At 63.1% G+C, this 18,508-nt stretch carries 16 protein-coding genes; 5 read left to right on the top strand and 11 right to left on the bottom strand.

Features of this window, described 5'->3' with window-relative positions; genetic code table 11:
• Positions 1-12: 12 nt before the first annotated feature.
• On the top strand, positions 13-951 hold the full coding sequence (locus AB0M82_RS13305; protein ID WP_364720948.1) for a CapA family protein: 939 nt from the start codon (positions 13-15) through the stop codon (positions 949-951).
• Between the two features lie 290 nt (positions 952-1,241).
• Here the strand turns inward: AB0M82_RS13305 and AB0M82_RS13300 are convergent, their stop codons facing one another.
• Both AB0M82_RS13300 and AB0M82_RS13295 read right to left on the bottom strand, forming a co-directional pair.
• Entirely contained in the window at positions 1,242-1,688 is a 447-nt protein-coding gene (locus AB0M82_RS13300) for a limonene-1,2-epoxide hydrolase family protein (RefSeq protein ID WP_364720946.1), read from the bottom strand.
• A 16-nt stretch (positions 1,689-1,704) separates the two neighbouring features.
• On the bottom strand, positions 1,705-2,625 hold the full coding sequence (locus tag AB0M82_RS13295; protein ID WP_364720943.1) for a TauD/TfdA family dioxygenase: 921 nt from the start codon (positions 2,623-2,625) through the stop codon (positions 1,705-1,707).
• A 319-nt stretch (positions 2,626-2,944) separates the two neighbouring features.
• Here AB0M82_RS13295 and AB0M82_RS13290 point away from each other — a divergent pair, with 319 nt between their 5' ends.
• Both AB0M82_RS13290 and AB0M82_RS13285 read left to right on the top strand, forming a co-directional pair.
• A complete protein-coding gene (locus tag AB0M82_RS13290) occupies positions 2,945-3,379 on the top strand; it encodes a hypothetical protein (protein WP_364720941.1) in 435 nt (144 codons plus the stop codon).
• Positions 3,376-3,945 carry a hypothetical protein gene (locus AB0M82_RS13285; protein ID WP_364720939.1) on the top strand — a complete coding sequence of 190 codons (570 nt, stop codon included), beginning with the start codon at positions 3,376-3,378 and terminating at the stop codon, positions 3,943-3,945. The genes AB0M82_RS13290 and AB0M82_RS13285 overlap by 4 nt, the downstream gene beginning before the upstream one ends.
• Here AB0M82_RS13285 and AB0M82_RS13280 read toward each other — a convergent pair.
• Positions 3,938-4,723 (bottom strand): NAD(P)H-binding protein, encoded by a 786-nt coding sequence (locus AB0M82_RS13280; RefSeq protein ID WP_364720936.1) that lies wholly within the window; start codon positions 4,721-4,723, stop codon positions 3,938-3,940. The genes AB0M82_RS13285 and AB0M82_RS13280 overlap by 8 nt on opposite strands.
• Positions 4,724-4,827: 104 nt before the next feature.
• Here AB0M82_RS13280 and AB0M82_RS13275 point away from each other — a divergent pair, with 104 nt between their 5' ends.
• The gene (locus AB0M82_RS13275; RefSeq protein WP_364720934.1) at positions 4,828-6,357 is read left to right on the top strand and encodes a pentapeptide repeat-containing protein; all 1,530 of its coding nucleotides are present in this window, start codon (positions 4,828-4,830) and stop codon (positions 6,355-6,357) included.
• A 184-nt stretch (positions 6,358-6,541) separates the two neighbouring features.
• Here AB0M82_RS13275 and AB0M82_RS13270 read toward each other — a convergent pair whose 3' ends face one another.
• From AB0M82_RS13270 to AB0M82_RS13240, 7 genes are all read right to left on the bottom strand, one after another.
• Positions 6,542-6,895: a hypothetical protein gene (locus AB0M82_RS13270; protein ID WP_364720932.1), complete on the bottom strand. Its 354-nt coding sequence runs from the start codon at positions 6,893-6,895 to the stop codon at positions 6,542-6,544.
• 158 nt (positions 6,896-7,053) lie between these two features.
• The gene (locus AB0M82_RS13265; protein ID WP_364720929.1) at positions 7,054-8,142 is read right to left on the bottom strand and encodes a ParA family protein; all 1,089 of its coding nucleotides are present in this window, start codon (positions 8,140-8,142) and stop codon (positions 7,054-7,056) included.
• A gap of 403 nt (positions 8,143-8,545) precedes the next feature.
• Complete coding sequence (locus AB0M82_RS13260) at positions 8,546-10,546, bottom strand: hypothetical protein (RefSeq protein WP_364720927.1); 2,001 nt, start codon at positions 10,544-10,546, stop codon at positions 8,546-8,548.
• A gap of 165 nt (positions 10,547-10,711) precedes the next feature.
• Entirely contained in the window at positions 10,712-11,656 is a 945-nt protein-coding gene (locus tag AB0M82_RS13255) for a DUF3883 domain-containing protein (protein ID WP_364720924.1), read from the bottom strand.
• Positions 11,656-13,521 (bottom strand): DEAD/DEAH box helicase, encoded by a 1,866-nt coding sequence (locus tag AB0M82_RS13250; RefSeq protein WP_364720921.1) that lies wholly within the window; start codon positions 13,519-13,521, stop codon positions 11,656-11,658. The genes AB0M82_RS13255 and AB0M82_RS13250 overlap by 1 nt, the downstream gene beginning before the upstream one ends.
• Before the next feature lie 23 nt (positions 13,522-13,544).
• Entirely contained in the window at positions 13,545-14,969 is a 1,425-nt protein-coding gene (locus AB0M82_RS13245; protein WP_364720919.1) for a hypothetical protein, read from the bottom strand.
• 73 nt (positions 14,970-15,042) lie between these two features.
• Entirely contained in the window at positions 15,043-16,206 is a 1,164-nt protein-coding gene (locus AB0M82_RS13240; protein ID WP_364720916.1) for a hypothetical protein, read from the bottom strand.
• Between the two features lie 321 nt (positions 16,207-16,527).
• Here AB0M82_RS13240 and AB0M82_RS13235 point away from each other — a divergent pair, with 321 nt between their 5' ends.
• Positions 16,528-16,995, top strand: a complete 468-nt coding sequence (locus AB0M82_RS13235; RefSeq protein ID WP_364721010.1) for an Lsr2 family protein — start codon at positions 16,528-16,530, stop codon at positions 16,993-16,995.
• 51 nt (positions 16,996-17,046) lie between these two features.
• On the opposite strand, the gene AB0M82_RS13230 is transcribed toward AB0M82_RS13235, so the two are convergent.
• Complete coding sequence (locus AB0M82_RS13230) at positions 17,047-18,180, bottom strand: hypothetical protein (RefSeq protein WP_364720913.1); 1,134 nt, start codon at positions 18,178-18,180, stop codon at positions 17,047-17,049.
• Positions 18,181-18,508 lie beyond the last annotated feature (328 nt).

Raw genomic sequence — 18,508 nt, 5'->3', positions numbered from 1 at the left:
AGAGCAGGTTCCGTGATCACGCTTGTCCTCGGCGGAGACGTCGACATTCAGGGCCGCGCGACGCCCTCGACCGCGTTCGGCCGACTGGATCCGCTGTTCAAGGGCGCCGACCTCCGGTTCGTGAACCTCGAAGGCACTGTCGACGCGGCGGCGGCCGAAGCGCTGAAGTCGGCCGGCATCGACGTCGTCTCGGTCGCCAACGACGCGCCCCACCCCCCGGCGGCCGCGATGGCGAGCCTCGCGGCCCTCGACCACGCCGGGATAGCGCACTGCGGCGCCGGCGCGAACCTCGCCGCCGCGCACGCACCCGCGGTGCTCGAACGATCCGACGAAAAGATCGCATTCCTCGCGTACACCTCACTTCGCGCCTACGGCCAAGCCGCGCAGCCGGAAGCTCCGGGCGTCGCGCAAGCGTTTGCGACGACGGCGTACCAGCCCGATCCCCGCGTCGGGGAGATCCCGGGCCGGCCGCCGCTCGTCCGGACGGCACCGGTCCCCGAGCACCTCGACCGGCTCATCGCCGACGTGAAGCGCGCCAAGGCGGCCAACGACCACGTCGTCGTCTCGATGCACTGGGGCCTGCCGGGCCCCGACCTGGCCGAGTACCAGGTCGCGTACGGGCGCGCCGCGCTCGACGCCGGCGCCGACCTGGTCGCCGGGCACGGGCCGCACACCATCCAGGCCGTCGAGGTGTACCGCCGCCGTCCCATCCTCTACAGCCTCGGCAACCTCGTCTCCACCTGGCCGGACGGGCTGCTGGCCGGGTGCGTGTTCGGCGACGAACCCCGGCTCGAACTGATCCCCGTGCGGCGGAATGCCAACAATGAGTGCGAACCGCTCGCCGGGGACGAAGCGGACAAGGTACTGCGATACGTCGCGGAAGTTTCCGCACTGCGATCGGCGAAGGTGACCGTCCAGGGCGGAATCGCGTCGGTTGCTGTTGGTGCGTAACGGATTGCGCGCAGTGTGTGACAACTGCCCCCCGTCTTGTCACCCATCCGGCGCATCTGCCTTAAATGCAGCTCAAGGACGGGAACAACCGTGCTGAAGCGGCGGTACGGTCTGCGTGAGCCGCCGGAAAAGTGGCACAGACCACTCCCCGACAGCTCGCGGTCGGCACGACACGGGGGAGGGAGAACGATCGTGTGGGGGCTGATTGTTCTCAGTTGCGTGTTCGTGCTGGTGCTGGGGATAGCCGCGGTCGTGGACCTTCGGGACCACGACCGCGGCGAGCACCGGGTCTAGCGAACCGCCTGCCTCCCCTTGTAACGGCTGAGAAGCGTGCGCGCGCCGGCCAGCGCGACCCGCCCGGCGCCCTTCGCGCTCGCGGCCAGGACGGTCGTCCAGTCGAAATAGTCGCGCCAGAGCACGATCCGGCCCGCCTCGACCTCGAACGTGCCGCACACCCAGAACTCCGCTTCCCACGCGCCGCGGCGCAGCACGTCGGTGCGTTCGGTGAGCACGACGTTGCCGTCCGCGGCGATGTGGTGCGTCCGCGCCTCGAACCCGGAGCCGAACCGGGCCATGAGCCGCAGCTGTTTCTCCACCGCCGCGACGCCACGGGCGGGCGGTAACGGCACGTTCTGGTACACGATGTCGCTCGCCGCGAACGTCAGCGCGCGGTCGATGTCGAGGTCTTCGAGGGCCTTCAGAAAACCGGTCACCACTGCTTGGGGTTCATCGGTCATGAACCCAGAGTAAGGCTCAGACCGGCCGGTCGCCCGAGATGGCGACGCGCTCCGCGATGCGGACGTGCGGGTGGTAGTCGTTGACCGCGTAGTGCTGCGTCGCGCGGTTGTCCCAGAACGCCACCGAATTCGGCCGCCAGCTGAACCGGACCTGGAATTCCGGCGTGTGTGCCTGCAGGAACAGGTACCGCAGCAGCCGGTCGCTCTCCGCCCGGTCCAGTCCCACGATGTGCGTGGTGAACGCCTGGTTGACGAAGAGGGTGCGCCGCCCGGTCTCCGGGTGCGTCCGGACCACCGGGTGCGCCACCGGTGGGAAGCGGTCCTGCCACCGGGCCAGCAGGCCCGGGTCGGAGAACCGGTCGAAACCGGGGAGGTAGTCGTGCACCGCGGTGAGCCCGTCGATGCGGGCGCGGACGTCTTCGGGCAGGTTGTCGTAGGCGGCGGCCATGTCGGCCCACATCGTGTCGCCGCCGACCGGTGGCACCTCGATCAGCCGCAGCACCGAGCCGAGCGCGGGGTTCGGCCGCCAGGTGACGTCGGTGTGCCAGATGTTCTCGTAGCCGGGCATCGCCGCCGTGCGCTCGAAGCGCGTGACCTCCTCATCGTCGCCCCGCGCGATGAACGGGTTGGTCTCCAGCTCGCCCCAGTTCGCGGCGAACGCGCGCTGCTGGGCCGCCGTGATCCGCTGGTCGCGGAAGAAGATCACCTTCCACTCGAGCAGGGCGCGGTTGAGCTCCGCGCGCAGCTCGGGCGTCAGCGGCTCGGCGAGGTCGACGCCGTCGATCTCGGCGCCGATCACCCGGCCCAGCGGACGGAGGGTGAACAGCTCGTACGGGCCGCTCCGCGGTTCCCGCAGGATGCGGGGGCCTTCGACGATGCCATCGGCCGGCGCGACGGCGTCGCGCAGCGGAATCCGGGCCGGAAGTTCTACGGACATGGTTGTACTCCAAGGGTTTCGGGGATTCGGACGCCGGGTTCGCGTCAGGCAGGAGGCGAGCCCAGGCGGCCGCGGCGCAACAGGAGCTCCGCGACGCCTTCCCCGATCGACCGCTTGGAGGCGCGGCCGTGCCACCGGATTGGCGTGCTTTCCGAGGTGGCGGGCATGGGTTCATGGTCACCGTCTTCCCGGCTCGCGGTCAAGACGTCCACTTGGTGGAACGCGCCGAACGACGCAGGTCACCGCGATGCGGGCCGCGCGGGGGCATGAGGCAAGATCTTCCACGATCGGGTGAGCGCCCTTGACAACGGAGGTCCCCATGCCGGAAGGCAGAGGCTCGCGGATCGGCAGTGACATCTCGAGGCTTCGCCCTGAGGTCGGGGGCGCCACCCGGAACCCCCCGAAGGCGAGTGACATCTCGAGGCTTCGCCCCGAGGCCGGGGGCGCCGCCACCCGCAACCCCCCGAAGGCGCCTGACCGGCTGCGTGCCGCGGCCGACCTGCTCGACCAGGCCGCGGCCGCCGACGACAAAGCGGCGGGCCGGTTCGCCGAAGCCCGCGTCGACTCGACGCCGTTCGGCATTTCGTCGCAGGCCCGCGAGCTGGCGGCCCGCTGGGCAGCCGCGCTGGCGGCCCGTGAGGCCGACGCCCGGGTGCTCGGCGACGCGACGTCGGACCTGGCGGGACGCCTGCGGATCGCGGCCGACAGCACCCGGAGCACCGGCTTCCGGGGGCGGATCGCGATGGCGCCGTGACGGAGGTCTTCGAGCACCCGTCGCTGACGTCGGCCGCGACACGGCTGGCGACGTTGCGGGCGGCGGCGGGGCGCATCGGCGCCCCGGACCCGGTCGCGGCGCTGCGGCACCTCGACTGTTCGCCGTCGTCGATCCGCACGTCCGCCTCGGCGATCGACGCGGGCGCGCTGGCGGTGACGTCGGCGCAGACGGAGTTCCGCGCCGGCGTCGACCGCGCCGAAACGGGTGGCAGCACGGAGGCCTTCGGCACCTGGGCGGACACAGTGGACGGTCAGTACAGCGCGGCGGCGCGGGCGGCCGCCGCCACCGCGGCACTGGGCGTCCGGATCGCCGACCGGCTGGACGAACTGGCGCTGGCGGTCTCCTCGGAGGTTTCCGTCATCGTTTCCGATGCGGACGCCGCGGTGGCAGCGGTCCTGACGGGCGACCGGTCGGCGGAGGTGGTGAGCGAGGTCAGCGCCGCGTGCACCGCCGTGATCCGGACGGTGCAGGAGAAAGTCGCTTCGCTGACCGCGCTTTCGGCCGAACTGGAGCCGATGACGACCCCGGTCGCCCAGCTCAGCTGAAGTGCTCCCGCGCCCACTCTTCGAAGGGCCGCGCGGGGTGCCCGGTCACGGTGGCGACGTCCAGCGAGACGGGCTCGGGTTCCGCGACGAGAGACGCCCAGTGTTCCAGCGCGCTCGCCGCGAATTGCTCTCCCATGTACTGACTCAACTGCTTTTTCGCTTCGCCGAGCGGCTGTTCCTCCCACCTGACGGGCTTTCCCAGCGCTTCCCCGATGAGCCGGGCCTGCTCGGCCTGGCTGATGGCTTCCGGTCCGGTGACGAGGTAGATCTGCTTCGCGTGCCCGCCGTCGGCGAGCGCCTTGACGGCCATGTCGGCGACGTCGCGTTCGTGGACGAGCGACCTCCGCGCCTGCCCGTACGGCGCCCGGACGACACCGGTTTCGGCTTGCTGCGCCCAGGCGAGCGCGTTGGTGGCGAGGCCGGTGACGCGGAGGAAGGTCCAGTCGTCCGTGACGTTCGTGACGGCGGCCTCGACGTCTCCCCAGACACCCCCGGCTTCCGCGGACATCGCGGAAAGGTAGACGATCCGCTTTCCTCCCAGCGGCGCGACGGCTTTCTCGACGCCGTCGGCGTGGAAGTGGGGCCAGAGCAGGTAGACGGCGTCGACCCCTTCGGCGGCCGGCCCGAGATCGGTGATGTCCCCCTGGACGACGTCGACGCCCTCAGGCGCCTTCGCCGGATCCCGGACAAGGACCCTGACGCCGACCCCGGTGGCCAGCAGGCCGTTGACGACGTGGCGTCCCGTGTGGCCGGTGGCGCCGGTGACGAGAACGGTCATGGTGCGCTCCTCTTGATCAGCTTGTGCCGACCACCGTCACACTTCAAGTTCCCTTCAAGTCAAGTCCGCTGTAGCACTGGAGCCGATCACGCGACTCTTCGGATGTGACTGGCAAACTGTCGCGGCGGTCCACCCTCGCGAACCGCGTGAACTTGACCCTCCTGGCGTGGGTGGCCCTGGGCGCGGGAGCCGTGTTCGCCGTCTGGGCGACGCGTCCGCTCTGGGGCTCGCTCTGGCACAGCCTCGGTGATTGGTGGGCCGCGGTGCCGGCCGTGGCGGCGCTGGCGGCCGCGACGGCGCTCTTTTCCCTCCGTGATCGCCGCGAGCGGGCGGACCTCACACCGTCAACTGAACCGGAGACCCTGCGGTCGCTCACCTCACGGTCGATCGCGCTCAGTGCCGTCGCCCTGCTCACCTTGGGGCTCGTAGCAGCCACTTTGCTGCTCAAGACGTCATCAGGACCAGGGGCCGCCGAACGGCTCGACGCAATCAAGACTGCCGCGACGTTGGTGGCCGGAACTGGCGGCGCGGCCGCGTTGCTGCTCGCCGCGCGACGGCAACGGTCCGCCGAGCTCACGCTTCTCCACCAGCAGCGGGTCTCCCAGGCCGCCGAGCACGACGCCGCCGAACGACGCCTGACCGAGCTGTACCTGAAGGCCGTCGAACAGCTCGGCTCGCCCCACGCCGCCGTTCGCCACGGCGGTCTCTACGCCCTCGAACGGGTGGCCCAGGACAATCCACACCAGCGGCAGACCGTCGTCAACGTCATCTGCGCCTACCTCCGCAGCCCCGACGCCTCGCCGATGGATGGTCCCGACCGTCGCAGGCTCGGGATCAAGCGTCCTGGCGCCGTTTCACGCGCCGTCCCCCAGGAGCGCCACCAAGAGCGAGAGGTCCGCTTGACCGCGCAGAGCATCCTTCAAGATCATCTTCACGTCGATTCCGACAGATTCTGGCCCGACATCGACCTGGATTTCACGGGCGCGACCCTCATCGGGCTCGATCTCGCGGACTGCCGCCTCCAGACGGCAAAATTCACCGATACCAACCTGGTTGGAGACACCGACTTCCGTCGAGCCGTGTTCGCCGGGAAAGTTTCGTTCACGGGAGCCAGATTCACCGGAAGAGCGTCCTTCAATGATGCTCATTTCATGGACGAATCGCGGTTCGACCGATCTGTCGTCCACGGGTACACAACCTTCACCAAGGCAACATTCTCGGGGCGAACCTGGTTCATCGGAGCGACATTCACCAAATTCGCATGGTTCGACCAATCAACGTTCGAGAAGGGCGGCAACTTCTGGAAAGTTCACTTCAAGGAGCAACTCGCTCTCAAGGAAGTCAAGTTCGGCGACGACGCCAATTTCGCTGAATGCACGTTTGCCGGATCAGCATCCTTCACCGATACCGAATTCAGCGGAGCCGAATTCAGGAAGTCCGCTTTTATGAGCACCGCCACTTTCACCAATACGTCATTCAACGGCTACACATGGTTCGCGGGTGCTAAATTCTTGTCGTTCACCGAATTTTCGAAGACAAGGTTCACTGTCCGCCCTGAATTCGAGGACGTCACTTTCGCCAGCCGGCGGCCCGCCGAACTCACGGACTACCTCGCCTCTCCGCCGCCGGCCTAGGCGCAGCGGACTGACCGGAGAAGCCAGAACCCCCGGTCAGCTGAGCTGACCGGGGGTCCGGGTGAGCGGACCTGCGGGGATGTCTTTCAAACCCGCGGGCGGAAGTTCAGCGTGTGTTGAGAACTACTTACCGCAACTGATCAACTTCAGAGCTCGCCACTGAAGTTCTCGCCGACCGAGCAGGTTATCCCCTGAATGCCGACCCCTTAGCCACCCTGGCGGCAACCCTGTCGACGATCCTTTCGATCACCCGCTGCGGATCCTTCCACTTCATCGCCAGCCGATCATGATCCATGCCATGCTCGGCGACGACGTCTCGTAGCTGCTCCAGTTCGAGAGCGGCCAAGCTGGCCCGGAGGCCCGGTTCGCCCTTCTCGGCAAACACGGCAAATGGGTCAATCACTCCAGGAGCTCGCCGGTTGCGCGGACGAGAGGCGCTTCGATCCTCGTCGGGTCCACCAACCTCCGAGAGTGGAACGTCGAGCGCCTTCGACAGAGCGCGACCAAATCGCTGAGTTCGCCCCGCTTCAACCGCCACCGCTCGAACCAACCGGGCGAGCTGCCCCGCGAGCGCAGGATCGGATTCAGCTAGACCTAAGAGCGCTTCGGCAGCCCCTTGGACTTCCAGAGGGAGCCGACTCGAAGCCGGCGATGCCGAAGCGGCCGGGTCCCCACGTCCATCAGGTCCGTGGCTCATCAGACACTCTCCTCAACCAGCTTCATGAACTCCTTCGTCAACGCATTGAAGGCGTTGAATTGCCCTTGGTATCCGTACTTCTGCCGGAGAGTACCCCGTTCCGCGAACTCCGCCGATGCTGCGATACGGTCCGCCTCAGGGATAAATGACTCCATCACGACCGGCAGGTTCGGATCCTCCTCAAGACGACTGATCGTGGTGTTGTGAACCGTCGAAGCTGCTCGATACTTTGTGATCACAATACCAATTTCGGCAATATCTTCGCCGATATTAGACGCGAACTCACGAACACGCCTCTGAATCTGCGGAATTCCATAAGTGGAAAGCACATCCGGAATCGTAGGAATGATGTATCCGTCAGAGATTCGCAACCCATTAAGCGTCACGATACCAAGATTGGGCGGACAGTCCACTAAGACATAGTCATAGTTGTCAAGAACCGGCTTGATTGCTTTACGCAGCAGGTCGGTCGGGTTATTCGCAAAGAATTTCCCGGACGACATCGTCCCAAGCCGGTCCTGCACGTCAATCAGATCCAACGACGAGGGCAAGAGGTCAACTCGATGCACTTCTCGCACTGAGGAGATCCCACGCTGAAGCGTCTTCTCCAAATCAAATTTCGGCGGCTCACCCTCCGGTCTCAAAGCATCGCGAAATAAAGTCGCAAGAGTATGACCTTCCTTGTTGAGTTTTGACCACGCCTCTTCGCCGATGAGAACGGTCGTCAGGTTAGTCTGCGGATCGAGATCGACACACAGAACGCGCTTCCCATATTCACCGGACAGGATTTCCGCTAGCGCGAACGTGGTTGTCGTTTTGCCGACCCCACCCTTAAGATTAATAGTCGAAACAACATGCGCCATATGAGTTTTTCTCCTTTTCAAGTATCGCCTAATTTGAGCAACCCGAAAGACAGGACCCGATTTAAGGTCCGCAATCGGAGCAGGGAAACGCTGATCTCGGTTACGCCAGTTCGAGACAACAGTCCGGCTTACGCCGGCCATCTCCGCAACCTCGTAGAGCCCAACAAGCTCGTCGTCATCCCTAGATATCCCTGCCATCTGCCGCTTCCTGTGAAGGCCGTTCACGCCGTGGTATAGTCAGTGTGAAGGCTGTTCACGCTAGATGTCAAGACCTGGGCCTGACGTGCGGAAAGTACCGACGGGGGCGAGCTGACGGAGCCCCTCGAAGCACCACGCCGACATGATCCAGCGCAGCCAAGGCGACGTCGGAAGGCGCCCAAGGCGAGTCAGACCGCTGGGCGCATCGAGCCGAACCCGCGGCTCAAGCACGGCCGCGAGGCGTCAGCGGACAGCCGTTGCAAGCTCACGTGATTCGGTGATGGCATCAATCACCGCCCTGGCCTTAATTCCTCTCGACCGAAGCGTGAATTAGTTCTAGCAGGCGCCGTACAACTAGCTGCACCCAGAGTTGCATTCAGAAGCGACAGAATACCAGCAGAGAGCCTTCAAACCCGACGACATCGAGAGGTCACTCAATTGCACCAGAAAGCTTCAGGAACATCGTACCTCGCAATGCATCTCGCATTTGCTCTTTCCAGCTTCCGCCCAACGAGCCAACCCTCATGAAGTAGTCGACAACGACCTGAAGGAATTCGACCTCGTCGAGGTTATCGTCATTACCTCGAAGTCGAGGTAAGTAGTTCTCGACGTTGCGATTCCCGCCGACGGGCACAAGATCCATGATGAGGTCTAGCGTACACGCGCGCACACCTCGTTTAGCGTGGTCAGTCTCGTTCTCGCTATGCACAACTGTGCAGCCGAGAGCCTGAAGCCCGGCGCGCTGAAGTGCGGCAAACAGCGCAGTCCATGCCCGCGGACTGCGATTCGCGTAGCTGAAGATTAGATGGCCGTCCGCGCGAAGAGTTCGAGCAGTCTCCTTGAAAATGCGAACCAAGAGATCTTCATACGCGCCGTCATCTGTAAGCTGACCAGTCGCAGCATTTACAACAGCTTCGCCAATGAGCTGGCCACCGGTCAACTTCGCCCACGCCCTTAGCGGCATCGACAGCTCAGAGTACTGGACATCATCATGGTACGGAGGATCCGTTAAAGCGAGGTCAACGCAGTTATCGCGCAAGAGGATTCGCTCGGAAGAGCCTTCAACAACACGGACATCAGTGTCCAGTTCCAAGTGTTTCAAACGTTTGTTGCTTGCTATGGGGCCGTCGATCGTCAACTCTCGACCTGTTTTGTCGTGCAGCCAGGATGCTGCTTTGGTGAGCAGTGCCAGCCTGCGCGTCACTGTTCCTCGACCACTGGACAGCGCACCCCACACGTTTGGCTCGACCGAGAACGTCGTCAAGTTGAACCGATGGCCAGCCATAGACTCGTAGCTCTTGAGATAGTACCGGTCCCAACGAGATAAGTGACCCGCCATCTCGGCCGATCCTATGATCGCCATCGTAATAGCTCGATTGACCGCCGGGTCCGACGAGCACCGCTGAGCCAGATCCAACAAACTTTCCATGATGGCGCGCTGACGGCGTGGGTATAACTGATCCCAGGTTACGAAGCCATGCCTGAGCAAAACCCTTGTCTCTTGCCCGTCGGGGATATCGCCGAGGGTACGACTTGGTTGCCAAGTGTCCGAATCGGCCATCGACTTCTCGGCGTCAGTGGGAATTGCCAGCTCTCGGAAACGATGTCGGCTACGTTCGACAAGAACTACCTCCCATTCCCAGGTAGAAGCCCTGTCGACCATTCGGTCCACACTGCCGCATGCCCAGCACTCAATCTTACGCCCAGCGGTATAGGCTTCAGATGTGTCGAAACGCTCCCCACAGTGCGGGCACTTCTGCGGTTCGCGCGATGAGTCACCGCGGAACAAGTGGCCTCGTGGACACGCGAGGTAGGCTTCAGGTTGATCCTTTTCGCGCCGAGCTAGGAGCGAGACGAGCGCATGTGGAAACATCCGGGCACGTTCACCGCAGCTGCAGCACTGCGATGTTGCAACCCGGAACGTGTGCGAGATCTGACCGGGTTCCCCATCTGACAGGGTCGTACCGTAGGCGGCCTGGACAAGCGTGTCGGACCACTTCTCCAGCGTCGCTTTGGCTTCCTGAAGCACGTCCAGCGCCGGCAAGCCCAACATCGCGGACAGTCCGTCTGCAGCCCACGGATTCAAATCCTGGGCGTAGACCTGATGACCTCGCACCACGGCAGCCAGCGGGATGACCCCACCCCCTGCGAACATGTCAGCAATCAACAGACGGCGGTCAGGCGAGTCCATGCTGACGGCATCGATGATGGCTCCATTGACGGCCGCGGTCCTGCGTGCCCACCATCGATAGGTACTGATCGGCGGAAGGTGGACTTCGCGGTTCCTGCTCTCCACGCGGGCCGCCGAGCTGATCTGCTCGGGGTTTAGGTGCCGCAACGGGCTGCGGAGCGGTTCGGACGACCTCCACGCAAGGTCGGACGCCCCACTATCAGTGGTCGCGCCGTGACTTGTCGTGACTGTCATCGTCATACCTCAATCATGCCCCGTGCCACGTCGTCTACCAGCGAAGACAACACGGCGTGTTTATCAACCCACCCGATTGTGTTCGGGGTCACGGATCGACTGATCCTCGCCTGCATACCATCTCGCAACCCTACACGAGACGCGTCCTTCAATCAGTAGAAGACGTGACAATCATCGATCGAACGGAAGCCCATCGAAGAGAGACCCCTCCGGAACTGATATTCGTGCGGATTGCCACTTGCCTTTGCGATTCGGGCGGGGTGGAGCGTCAGCAGGTAGAGAGGGTGCAATCTCTCCATAAGGGAGCCAGCCAGCGACACGCATCGACATGTTGTCCGGGGATGAGATGATGTCCTGCCGAACTACGACAAGAGCCCACATCGGGTCGGCTTGTCCTTTTTCTGCCTCGCCGCGACTGATGTAGAAATCGACGCTCTCGCCAAGTGACCGCGTAGCTTTTACTTCGAGGTGATGGAGTCGGCCGGTACAATCAGGACTTGACACATCGTAGCCGAGAGTGTCGTCCCGCAAACTCACCCGAACAACGCGAACGGCTAAGTCCTCACGCCCGCGATCAGCGAGGTATTTACGACAGTCTGAAACGACAGTCTCCTCGCCTTCTGCGCCAATCGCATTCAGGAGCTCGATATCAACTTTTCGCGCAACGGACAGCACAAACGCATCCCGTTGCTCTTGTTCGAGAAAAGTCGACTGCAGAAGCCTCGTTGCCTCGTTCGGCACTCGTTCCCAGAAGACTTGATCCTCGCCAGCGAGACTCGGCAGCCACAGGTCCTTGCGCTTGACAAGTATGTGTTCAACGAGCAGCTCGGTGAATGGATCGATAGGCATGCCCTGCCACTCGACTAACAGCTCACCCGGAAAGAGCAAGGCCCCTCGCTGCTCTATCAGCTCATAGCCGAGCAAGAGTTGCTGACCTGCGAGCAGGGACCGTTGGTCGTACAAACCGCCGGTCGGCAGGGTGTTGTAGCTCTTGTTCAGCGCCTCCTGGGTACTTCCAGTCACGTCGAGAGCCTTAGCCGCCCAGAAGGCGGCGTTGCACTGAAAAACCGTCGGTAGTGAAGCTTGTCCATAAGACGGATTCTCACGCTGGGACATCAAGCCTCCCCGCGGAGGTGCGCGAGCACAGCCGTAACGTCTCCGACCTCGTCAAGGACCACGCCGTACTCGTCCTCGTCCTCGCCGGGTAGCGCCATGGTCACAAGATCCGGATCATCGAGCATGTCACTCAAGGCCCGGGCTTTGATGACGATCCGCTCGTCGACGACCTCGTCGATGGTGCTCGCCGTCACCAGGAACGTCAGTCTTGTTTCGACGTCATCGGGAAGCCCCAGGCGATGGATCCTGTCGATGCTCTGCAGGTACTGGCCAGCGTTGAACGTTCGATCAAGGTAGATCGCGTCGTGACAGTCCAGGTGCAGGCTGACACCCTCGCTCATGGCAGCTGGGTTAGCCAGCAGGACCATGCACTCGGGATCCTCACGGAAGCGCTTCAACTCCCCTTCACGCGTGCGCTCGACGAGCGGTCGATTGAGCTCGGACGGAACTCCTCCGTAGATGAGGGCCGGCTTGTACGGCTCTAGCATCCTCTCCATGGTCCGCAGGTTGCGCACGAAGTTCGACCACACCAGCGTCTTCCGCGGGGGGTCGGCCTCCGCGTTTTCCCGGACCATCCGCATAACTTCGATGATCTTCGGCGGCGTCTCGTACTGGTTGTATCGCTGGATGAGGTCCCACAGCCGGCTTCCGGGCTCGACCGGTAGTGGTGGGTGACGAAAGACCGGCGGATCATCGTCACTCGAGCCTGCCGCAAGCAGATGAGGGTTACTGGCTGCTTCAAGGAGGTACATCGTGACGGTGCCCATGCGACCGAGTTCTGCACGATCGCTCATCGTCATACTGAACATTCCCGCGTAGCGATCACGCAGCGCCATATAGATATCTCGGTGGAGTCCTTCAAGGGGCACATGACGAAGCTGCATGACAGGCTGTGTCAGCCCAAGCTCCCGCTTCCTCGTCCGCACGAACAATGGCTTGATTGCGTCGCCAACTCGGTGCATCACGTCGTCCGGTGGCCTGCTGCGCAGCGCGTCTGCTGGCAACAGGCGCCTGGCCTGATCGGGCCAGAGGAAATCGAGAAGTGCCACGAAGTCTGAGGGCGCCTGAGGAGCCGGCGTTCCTGTAAGGATATCCCTTCGCGTTGCCGAAAAAGCGATATCCAGGCAGGCGCTGCCGTGGGTTCCGCTTCGCCCTGCCTTCATTCGGTGAGCTTCGTCAAGCAGTACCAACGTCGGCTCTCGACTCACCCATTTTGCGATGTCGTCGTACCTACTCGCCAACCGGTGATAGTTGACGACCAAGATCTCGGCATCAGTAAGGTAATCACCAGAATAGATGTCGACAGTCGGCACGTCGTCTGACTTAAAACACTCGTCGACCTCTGTCTGCCATGAGTCGAAAGCAGATATTGGCGCAACCACGAGCATTTGGGAAACGCGGCTAGCTACCCGCTCGGCTTCATATGTGGCGTAGGCGACTGTCGTCTTACCGGCCCCCGGAACCGAGAAGTTTGCGCCGTTGGGCAACGCAAGCAGCCGCCCAAGATCCCGCAACTGGAATTGCTTCAACAACCGCCGAAAGCGCGATCCCGCGAGACGCGCTTCAACCTCATCGACAGTGAGCCCTGCGACACTGCCGACGACCTTGTCCAATTGTTGACGTTCCTCGGTCGCCTTCCGCACGAGCGCGACGACCTGAGGATCCCAGTCAATACCAACCCCGTAGCGCTGACACGCCGGCCTAAGCCACTTCAGGTTAGCCCGAAATCGGGATAGCGGCACGCGGACACGCCTCGCCGGGTCGCCGTCGTACCCCCAGATCTCACGCAACTGCGCCCAAAAGTTATCCGGCACACGACTGTCTCGCTCAGCAATGACTATCGGCGGGTTCTCGACTGCCAACACCAGGTGAAGCTGTGGCACACTAGTCACGACTTATCCGCCCCTGGCTCAATTACACCAATACGCTCAAGGGTGATCGCCAACTCGTCGTGCGAGCGCAAGTAGTCTTCATAGGTTCGACGCAGCTTGTGGACGTCAAGACGACCGCCACCTGATATCTCCTTAAGCGCACCGATAACGCGGTCGCATTCCCTGGCGGCGTTGTCAAGGTGCCTCATCGGCGACGACAGCAGGTTTTGCCCGCGGCTATCGCGATCTTTGATGTCGGCCGCTGTCTGGAAGGCTCGATTGATCGATGCCGCGAACGACTTCTTCGGGATACGCAGCTCTTCATCTCCGGCGCCCCCCTTGAAGACAACATCTTCATCATCGGCTGTCGCCGTCAGTGCATTGATAATTGGCTCTAGCGATATTTCCGAAACATCGGTCGGCGATCCGACGTCTATGTCATCGAGCACGTCTAGGCCAGATAGTCCATCGACATCCGCAGAATCCTGCGTTCGACTAGTCAAGGTCGCGACGTGCCCCGCAAGAATCTCCTCTTCATCAAGCGCGGGCAGCAAATAGTCCTTTAGGTACGTGTCGTCAATCTGGCGCACCCGTCGATAGTCGAGACCAGCCAGCATGCCTGCCACCTTGGCCTCACGCTCCCGCAGCGCCAGCGACTCGTCTTTTTCCTTCTGCCCCTGATACGCAGCATCGATTTCACTGAGAGCCTGCTGCTTGTCGTCGAAGAATTCGTAGGTGAGGTTTCCCGAAGACCGTTCGATGATCTCTTCGATCAGGTTCAGAACGCGATCATCGGCTTCTACCTTCTGCCGTGCCTGCTTACGGTGAGCTTCCCGTGACTCGTCGAGCGAACGGTCCATGGCCAGGCCGATGCTCTCTGGAGACCAGCTGGCATCGATGAGGTCGCGCACAAAAAGCAGCTGTGCCGTGAATGAGTAGTCCTGCTTTACGTCACGGCGCATCTGGAAACTGAGCTCAAGCTCAGTAAGTTCGGCCGGACTAGCATCTGGAGGCATGACCTGGACCTTGATGTGGCCGAACTTGAGCTCGCGCAGCGCCACCAGGCGGGTGTTGGCGTTGATCAGCACGCCCTCGTGGGTCATCATGCCCGGCTCGGCCTGGCCATCGCGCGCCAGCTCGGCCTTGATCCGGGCGTAGCCAGGCGTGTTTCGGATGATCTCCGCAATGATCTCCTGCGCTTCTTCGCTGAAGGGGTCATCGCTGAGCACCTGACGCCGCGAGGCGACCGACTGAACCTGCGGCTTGATGCGGTGGCTGTGCGGGTTCAGCAACGCATGATCGACAGGAATCTGCACTTCAGGCCACGAAACGTCCTGACCACGCCACTTCAGAGACCGACGGTCGCTCGTCTGGTTCGCCTCAGCCGCGGCCAGGCGGGTAGCGATCAGATCGCGGCGGGCTTGCCTGGTGATGGGCGTCATCTGGGCCTCTCTTGCTGTGCAGTGCGACGGGCGACGTCATTATGGACGCCACCACCGACAAGATCGCGCGACCCTATGGTTGACCTGGAGAAACGAGCTCCCGGGCGAGAGCTTCGAGGGTCAGGTCCGTGTAGACGCGGCCGCCGAACGCCTCCACGACGTCGATCGACTCCGTTCGGTCCGCCCAACCTGAGCCAGCCAGGACCGCTACCGCCGGCACGATGAGGCTCCGTGGCAGCTTGGCCAGGCTCGCACCGCTCTTGTTGGCGGTCCCCGGGTCGTTGGCGACCGACACCGCGATGGCGAACTTGGTTTCACCTACCGTCGCGACCAGCTTTACCTTCCCGAGAGCGTCGCTTACCGCCGAGCCACCCTCCCCCTTACTCGCGCCCTTCTTCACAAGGTCCTGGAGCGGCTTCTTCAACGTCGCCGTCCTGCCCACTTCGATGTAGCTAATCTGGTGCTTGTCGAGAATGTTCCGTAGTTGCGAGACTACCGGCTCCTGCATCTTCGATGACGTTCGATTTTTGTGAGCACCCCAGGCGGTGCCGACCACCCGCTGAGCTAGCAGATTTTCATAGCTAACACCGGCATCGAACATTGCATGCACCTGCACCCAACCGGAACCCACATGGTCTGCACCGACTAGCAGTTCAACTGGGCGCATAGCCGTCATACGCGGAAAATCCATCTCGATGTCGCCCTGAACAATGGCATTGATCACCTTGAACGATTCGGTAACTTGCTCACTATTCCACCGTCCATCTGGCACGCTCGGCAGGTTGACTGCGCGAGCACGACCCTTCAATTCCTTGAAGGTGATTCCTGCGACAGCGCAAAGGGTATCTATAACAGTAGGGCTCTCGCGTAGCGCGGCCTGGACAGCAGCTGCCGTGATATCGGCTAACGTGCGACTCTTTGTGTACTGCGTGATCAGCGCCAGGTCATCGCGGTAGCGCTGCGGCCGAACGACTGTGTCGACGTCGATCAGGCCGGCCGCGATACCCATCCCGGAGTCCAATTGACCGCGACAGAAGGCGCGAAAGGCCTCCTCGCCGAGCCGCTTTGTATCGCCGTCAGGATGCTCCTCCTTCACGGCCGAGAGCGCCGAGAAGAGCCGGCGACTGTTCGGTGACTGCCTCAGTGCGCGATCCCCTTTTAACCACTCCAAGGCGTCGCGCAGGGTCTTACGCTCCGTAGCTGCGATCAGGTACTGCCGGGCGTCCTCGATGTCCATCTCAAGTCCCTCCGCTACCTTCCCCGGCGTGCTATGTACGTGTGCGCCGGAGCCCCTTCGTACAGATCGTGGCCTTCAAGTCTAGGTGGACGGCGCGGGCGGCCTTCGGCAGTCCACTAGCCGTTCCGAGGTTCGCCGCTGACCTCGAACGTAGAGTCACACTCGATCTACACCGTCAACCGACCATCCCAGCTCGGGATCTCGCTGGAGCTGACGGCTTTCTGACCGAGTGTCACACCCGTGGATCCGGCAAGCGTTCACTATGCTGTGGTCGCTCGAAAGCGAGATGATGCACCATCTGACCTGCTGAAAGGCGCCTTCATGGCCCAAAAAGTCTTTGTCGAAATCGTCGACGACCTCGACGGCGGTGCCGCCACGCAGACAGTGCCCTTCGCGCTCGACGGGGTCTCGTACGAGATCGACCTGTCAGACGAGAACGCCCAAGCGCTGCGTGATGTACTCGCGCGGTACATCGAAGCTGGTCAGCGCATTGGCGGTCGCCGGATCAGGGTCGCCGCAGGCCAATCGACTGCAGGCACCGGCACCAGTCGCGGCAGTTCGACAACCGCCGCCAGCCGCGAACGTAACCAGCAGGTGCGTGCTTGGGCGCTAGCCAACGGTTACGAGGTCTCGGAACGGGGACGGATCTCGAACGAGGTCTACGCGGCCTTCGAAGCTGGCGAGCGTGCCGCGTCGACAGCCGAGCCAGAGCCAGAGCCCGTCGTGGAAGCGCCCGCCAAGCCGGTTCGCAGGCGTGCGCCGCGCCGGAAGAAGACCGACGACAGCTGATAGCCGGACGAGTTAAGGAGGGTGACTGCGTCTGGCTGCGAGGATCCGGCGCTACTTGTCGGTGCTGTCCTTCGGTGGCCAGAGCTCCCAGCGGCCGCGGCTGCCCTGACGCACCTCGGCGGTCGGGTACTTGGCCTGAAGTTCCTGCAGCTTAGCCATCACATCCGCGATGGGGCCCGATGGGACGGTCGCGAGCGGCTGCGGCTTCGGCGCCATCGGGTTCTTCTTGATCGGACCTGGGACGAAGATCGTCCGAAGCAGCGGTGGCAGCATGGCGCGCCACTGCTCGCCGGTGAAGTCCGGCAACGCGTGCGGAACACCCCAGCCGTGGCCGATCTGGTAGGCCGTGGACGCCCAGCACCGCTCCCACCAACCAGGCATGAGACGAGCAAGCGCCTCCGCTTGGGATCCCTGCGCGGGCTGTGAGCGGAACAGGCACAACGATATGTCGTACTCGTGCCACTCGGCTGGGGCCTGGCACTCCGAGCACATCCGCCTGACGTCTGGTACCGGCATCGCAAGCAACGTATTGAACCGACGACGATCCCGTTTCTGCAGCTCACGCAACAGGGGATAGCGCCAGTAGCGCATGTGCTGGTCCAGATGTTGTTCCCGCCGTTCGGCAGGAAAGTACCCGTCCTGGTCGACGACCTCTTCCGGATCGCCAACCTGCGACCGCAGTTCGTCAGCCTCCGCCTGGCACTTGGCAATCCGTCGCTCGGCGTCCTCGCGTTGCGCCGCGCTGGCTGGCTTATCGACCACGTGCTGGAAGAAGGCGGCATCAGCTTCCTTCCGAAGAAGCTGCAGCCGGGCGCTTGCTCCCTCCTGGTCGTACGACTGTGTAACAAGGTCTGCGCGCCGCTGCCTCGCTTCTTCGAGGTCCTTGTCGACACTCTCTCTGAAGCGCTGCTTGAAGGCCTCGAGTTCCTCAGCAGTCGGCTCACGTTGATCAGCGCCGTTGTCCCACTCCTTGAGGACAGCCCACACTCGGTCGTGCTCTCGACTGTGCCGGTCCTCCTCCCACCAGTTCCAGAGCAGTTCGACGTCGGTGTTCATGCGCGTGAAGACCGACAGTGCTTCAAGCAGCTGGGTTCCGCTTGACGTGCCGCCAGGTTGGCGAGTCCAGGCCACACCGTTAGGCGCGGTGACCTGCACTAACCGTTCTCCGTCAGCCTCATTGGTCATCTTGCTTCTCCGCCGGCGCTCGCTGGGCCGAACCGCTGCGGCACCGATGAGTCGCATGGCCCACGTAACCGCCCTGCCGTTCCTAGCGACTTACCTTCGTTGCCGCAACTGGGAGGTGCCTGATGCAACGTCAGGCCACATGGCGGGCGCTCGCCGTCACGTACGCCGTCGTCGCCGGAATGCAGGTCTACCTGGCCATCTCGATGAACGCCGCCTGGGCGTGGGCGCTGGGTGTCGTCTTCGCGGTCGCGGCGGTTGGCTTCGGCTTCGCGGCGTGGCGATCTCGCCACCTTCCAGCCAACGCAGGGCTCCCTCAACCTGCTTCTCC

It is taken from the genome of Amycolatopsis sp. NPDC051128, from assembly GCF_040682715.1.
In the GTDB taxonomy this organism is placed as follows: domain Bacteria; phylum Actinomycetota; class Actinomycetes; order Mycobacteriales; family Pseudonocardiaceae; genus Amycolatopsis.
This window is presented reverse-complemented; position numbering and strand designations above follow the sequence as displayed.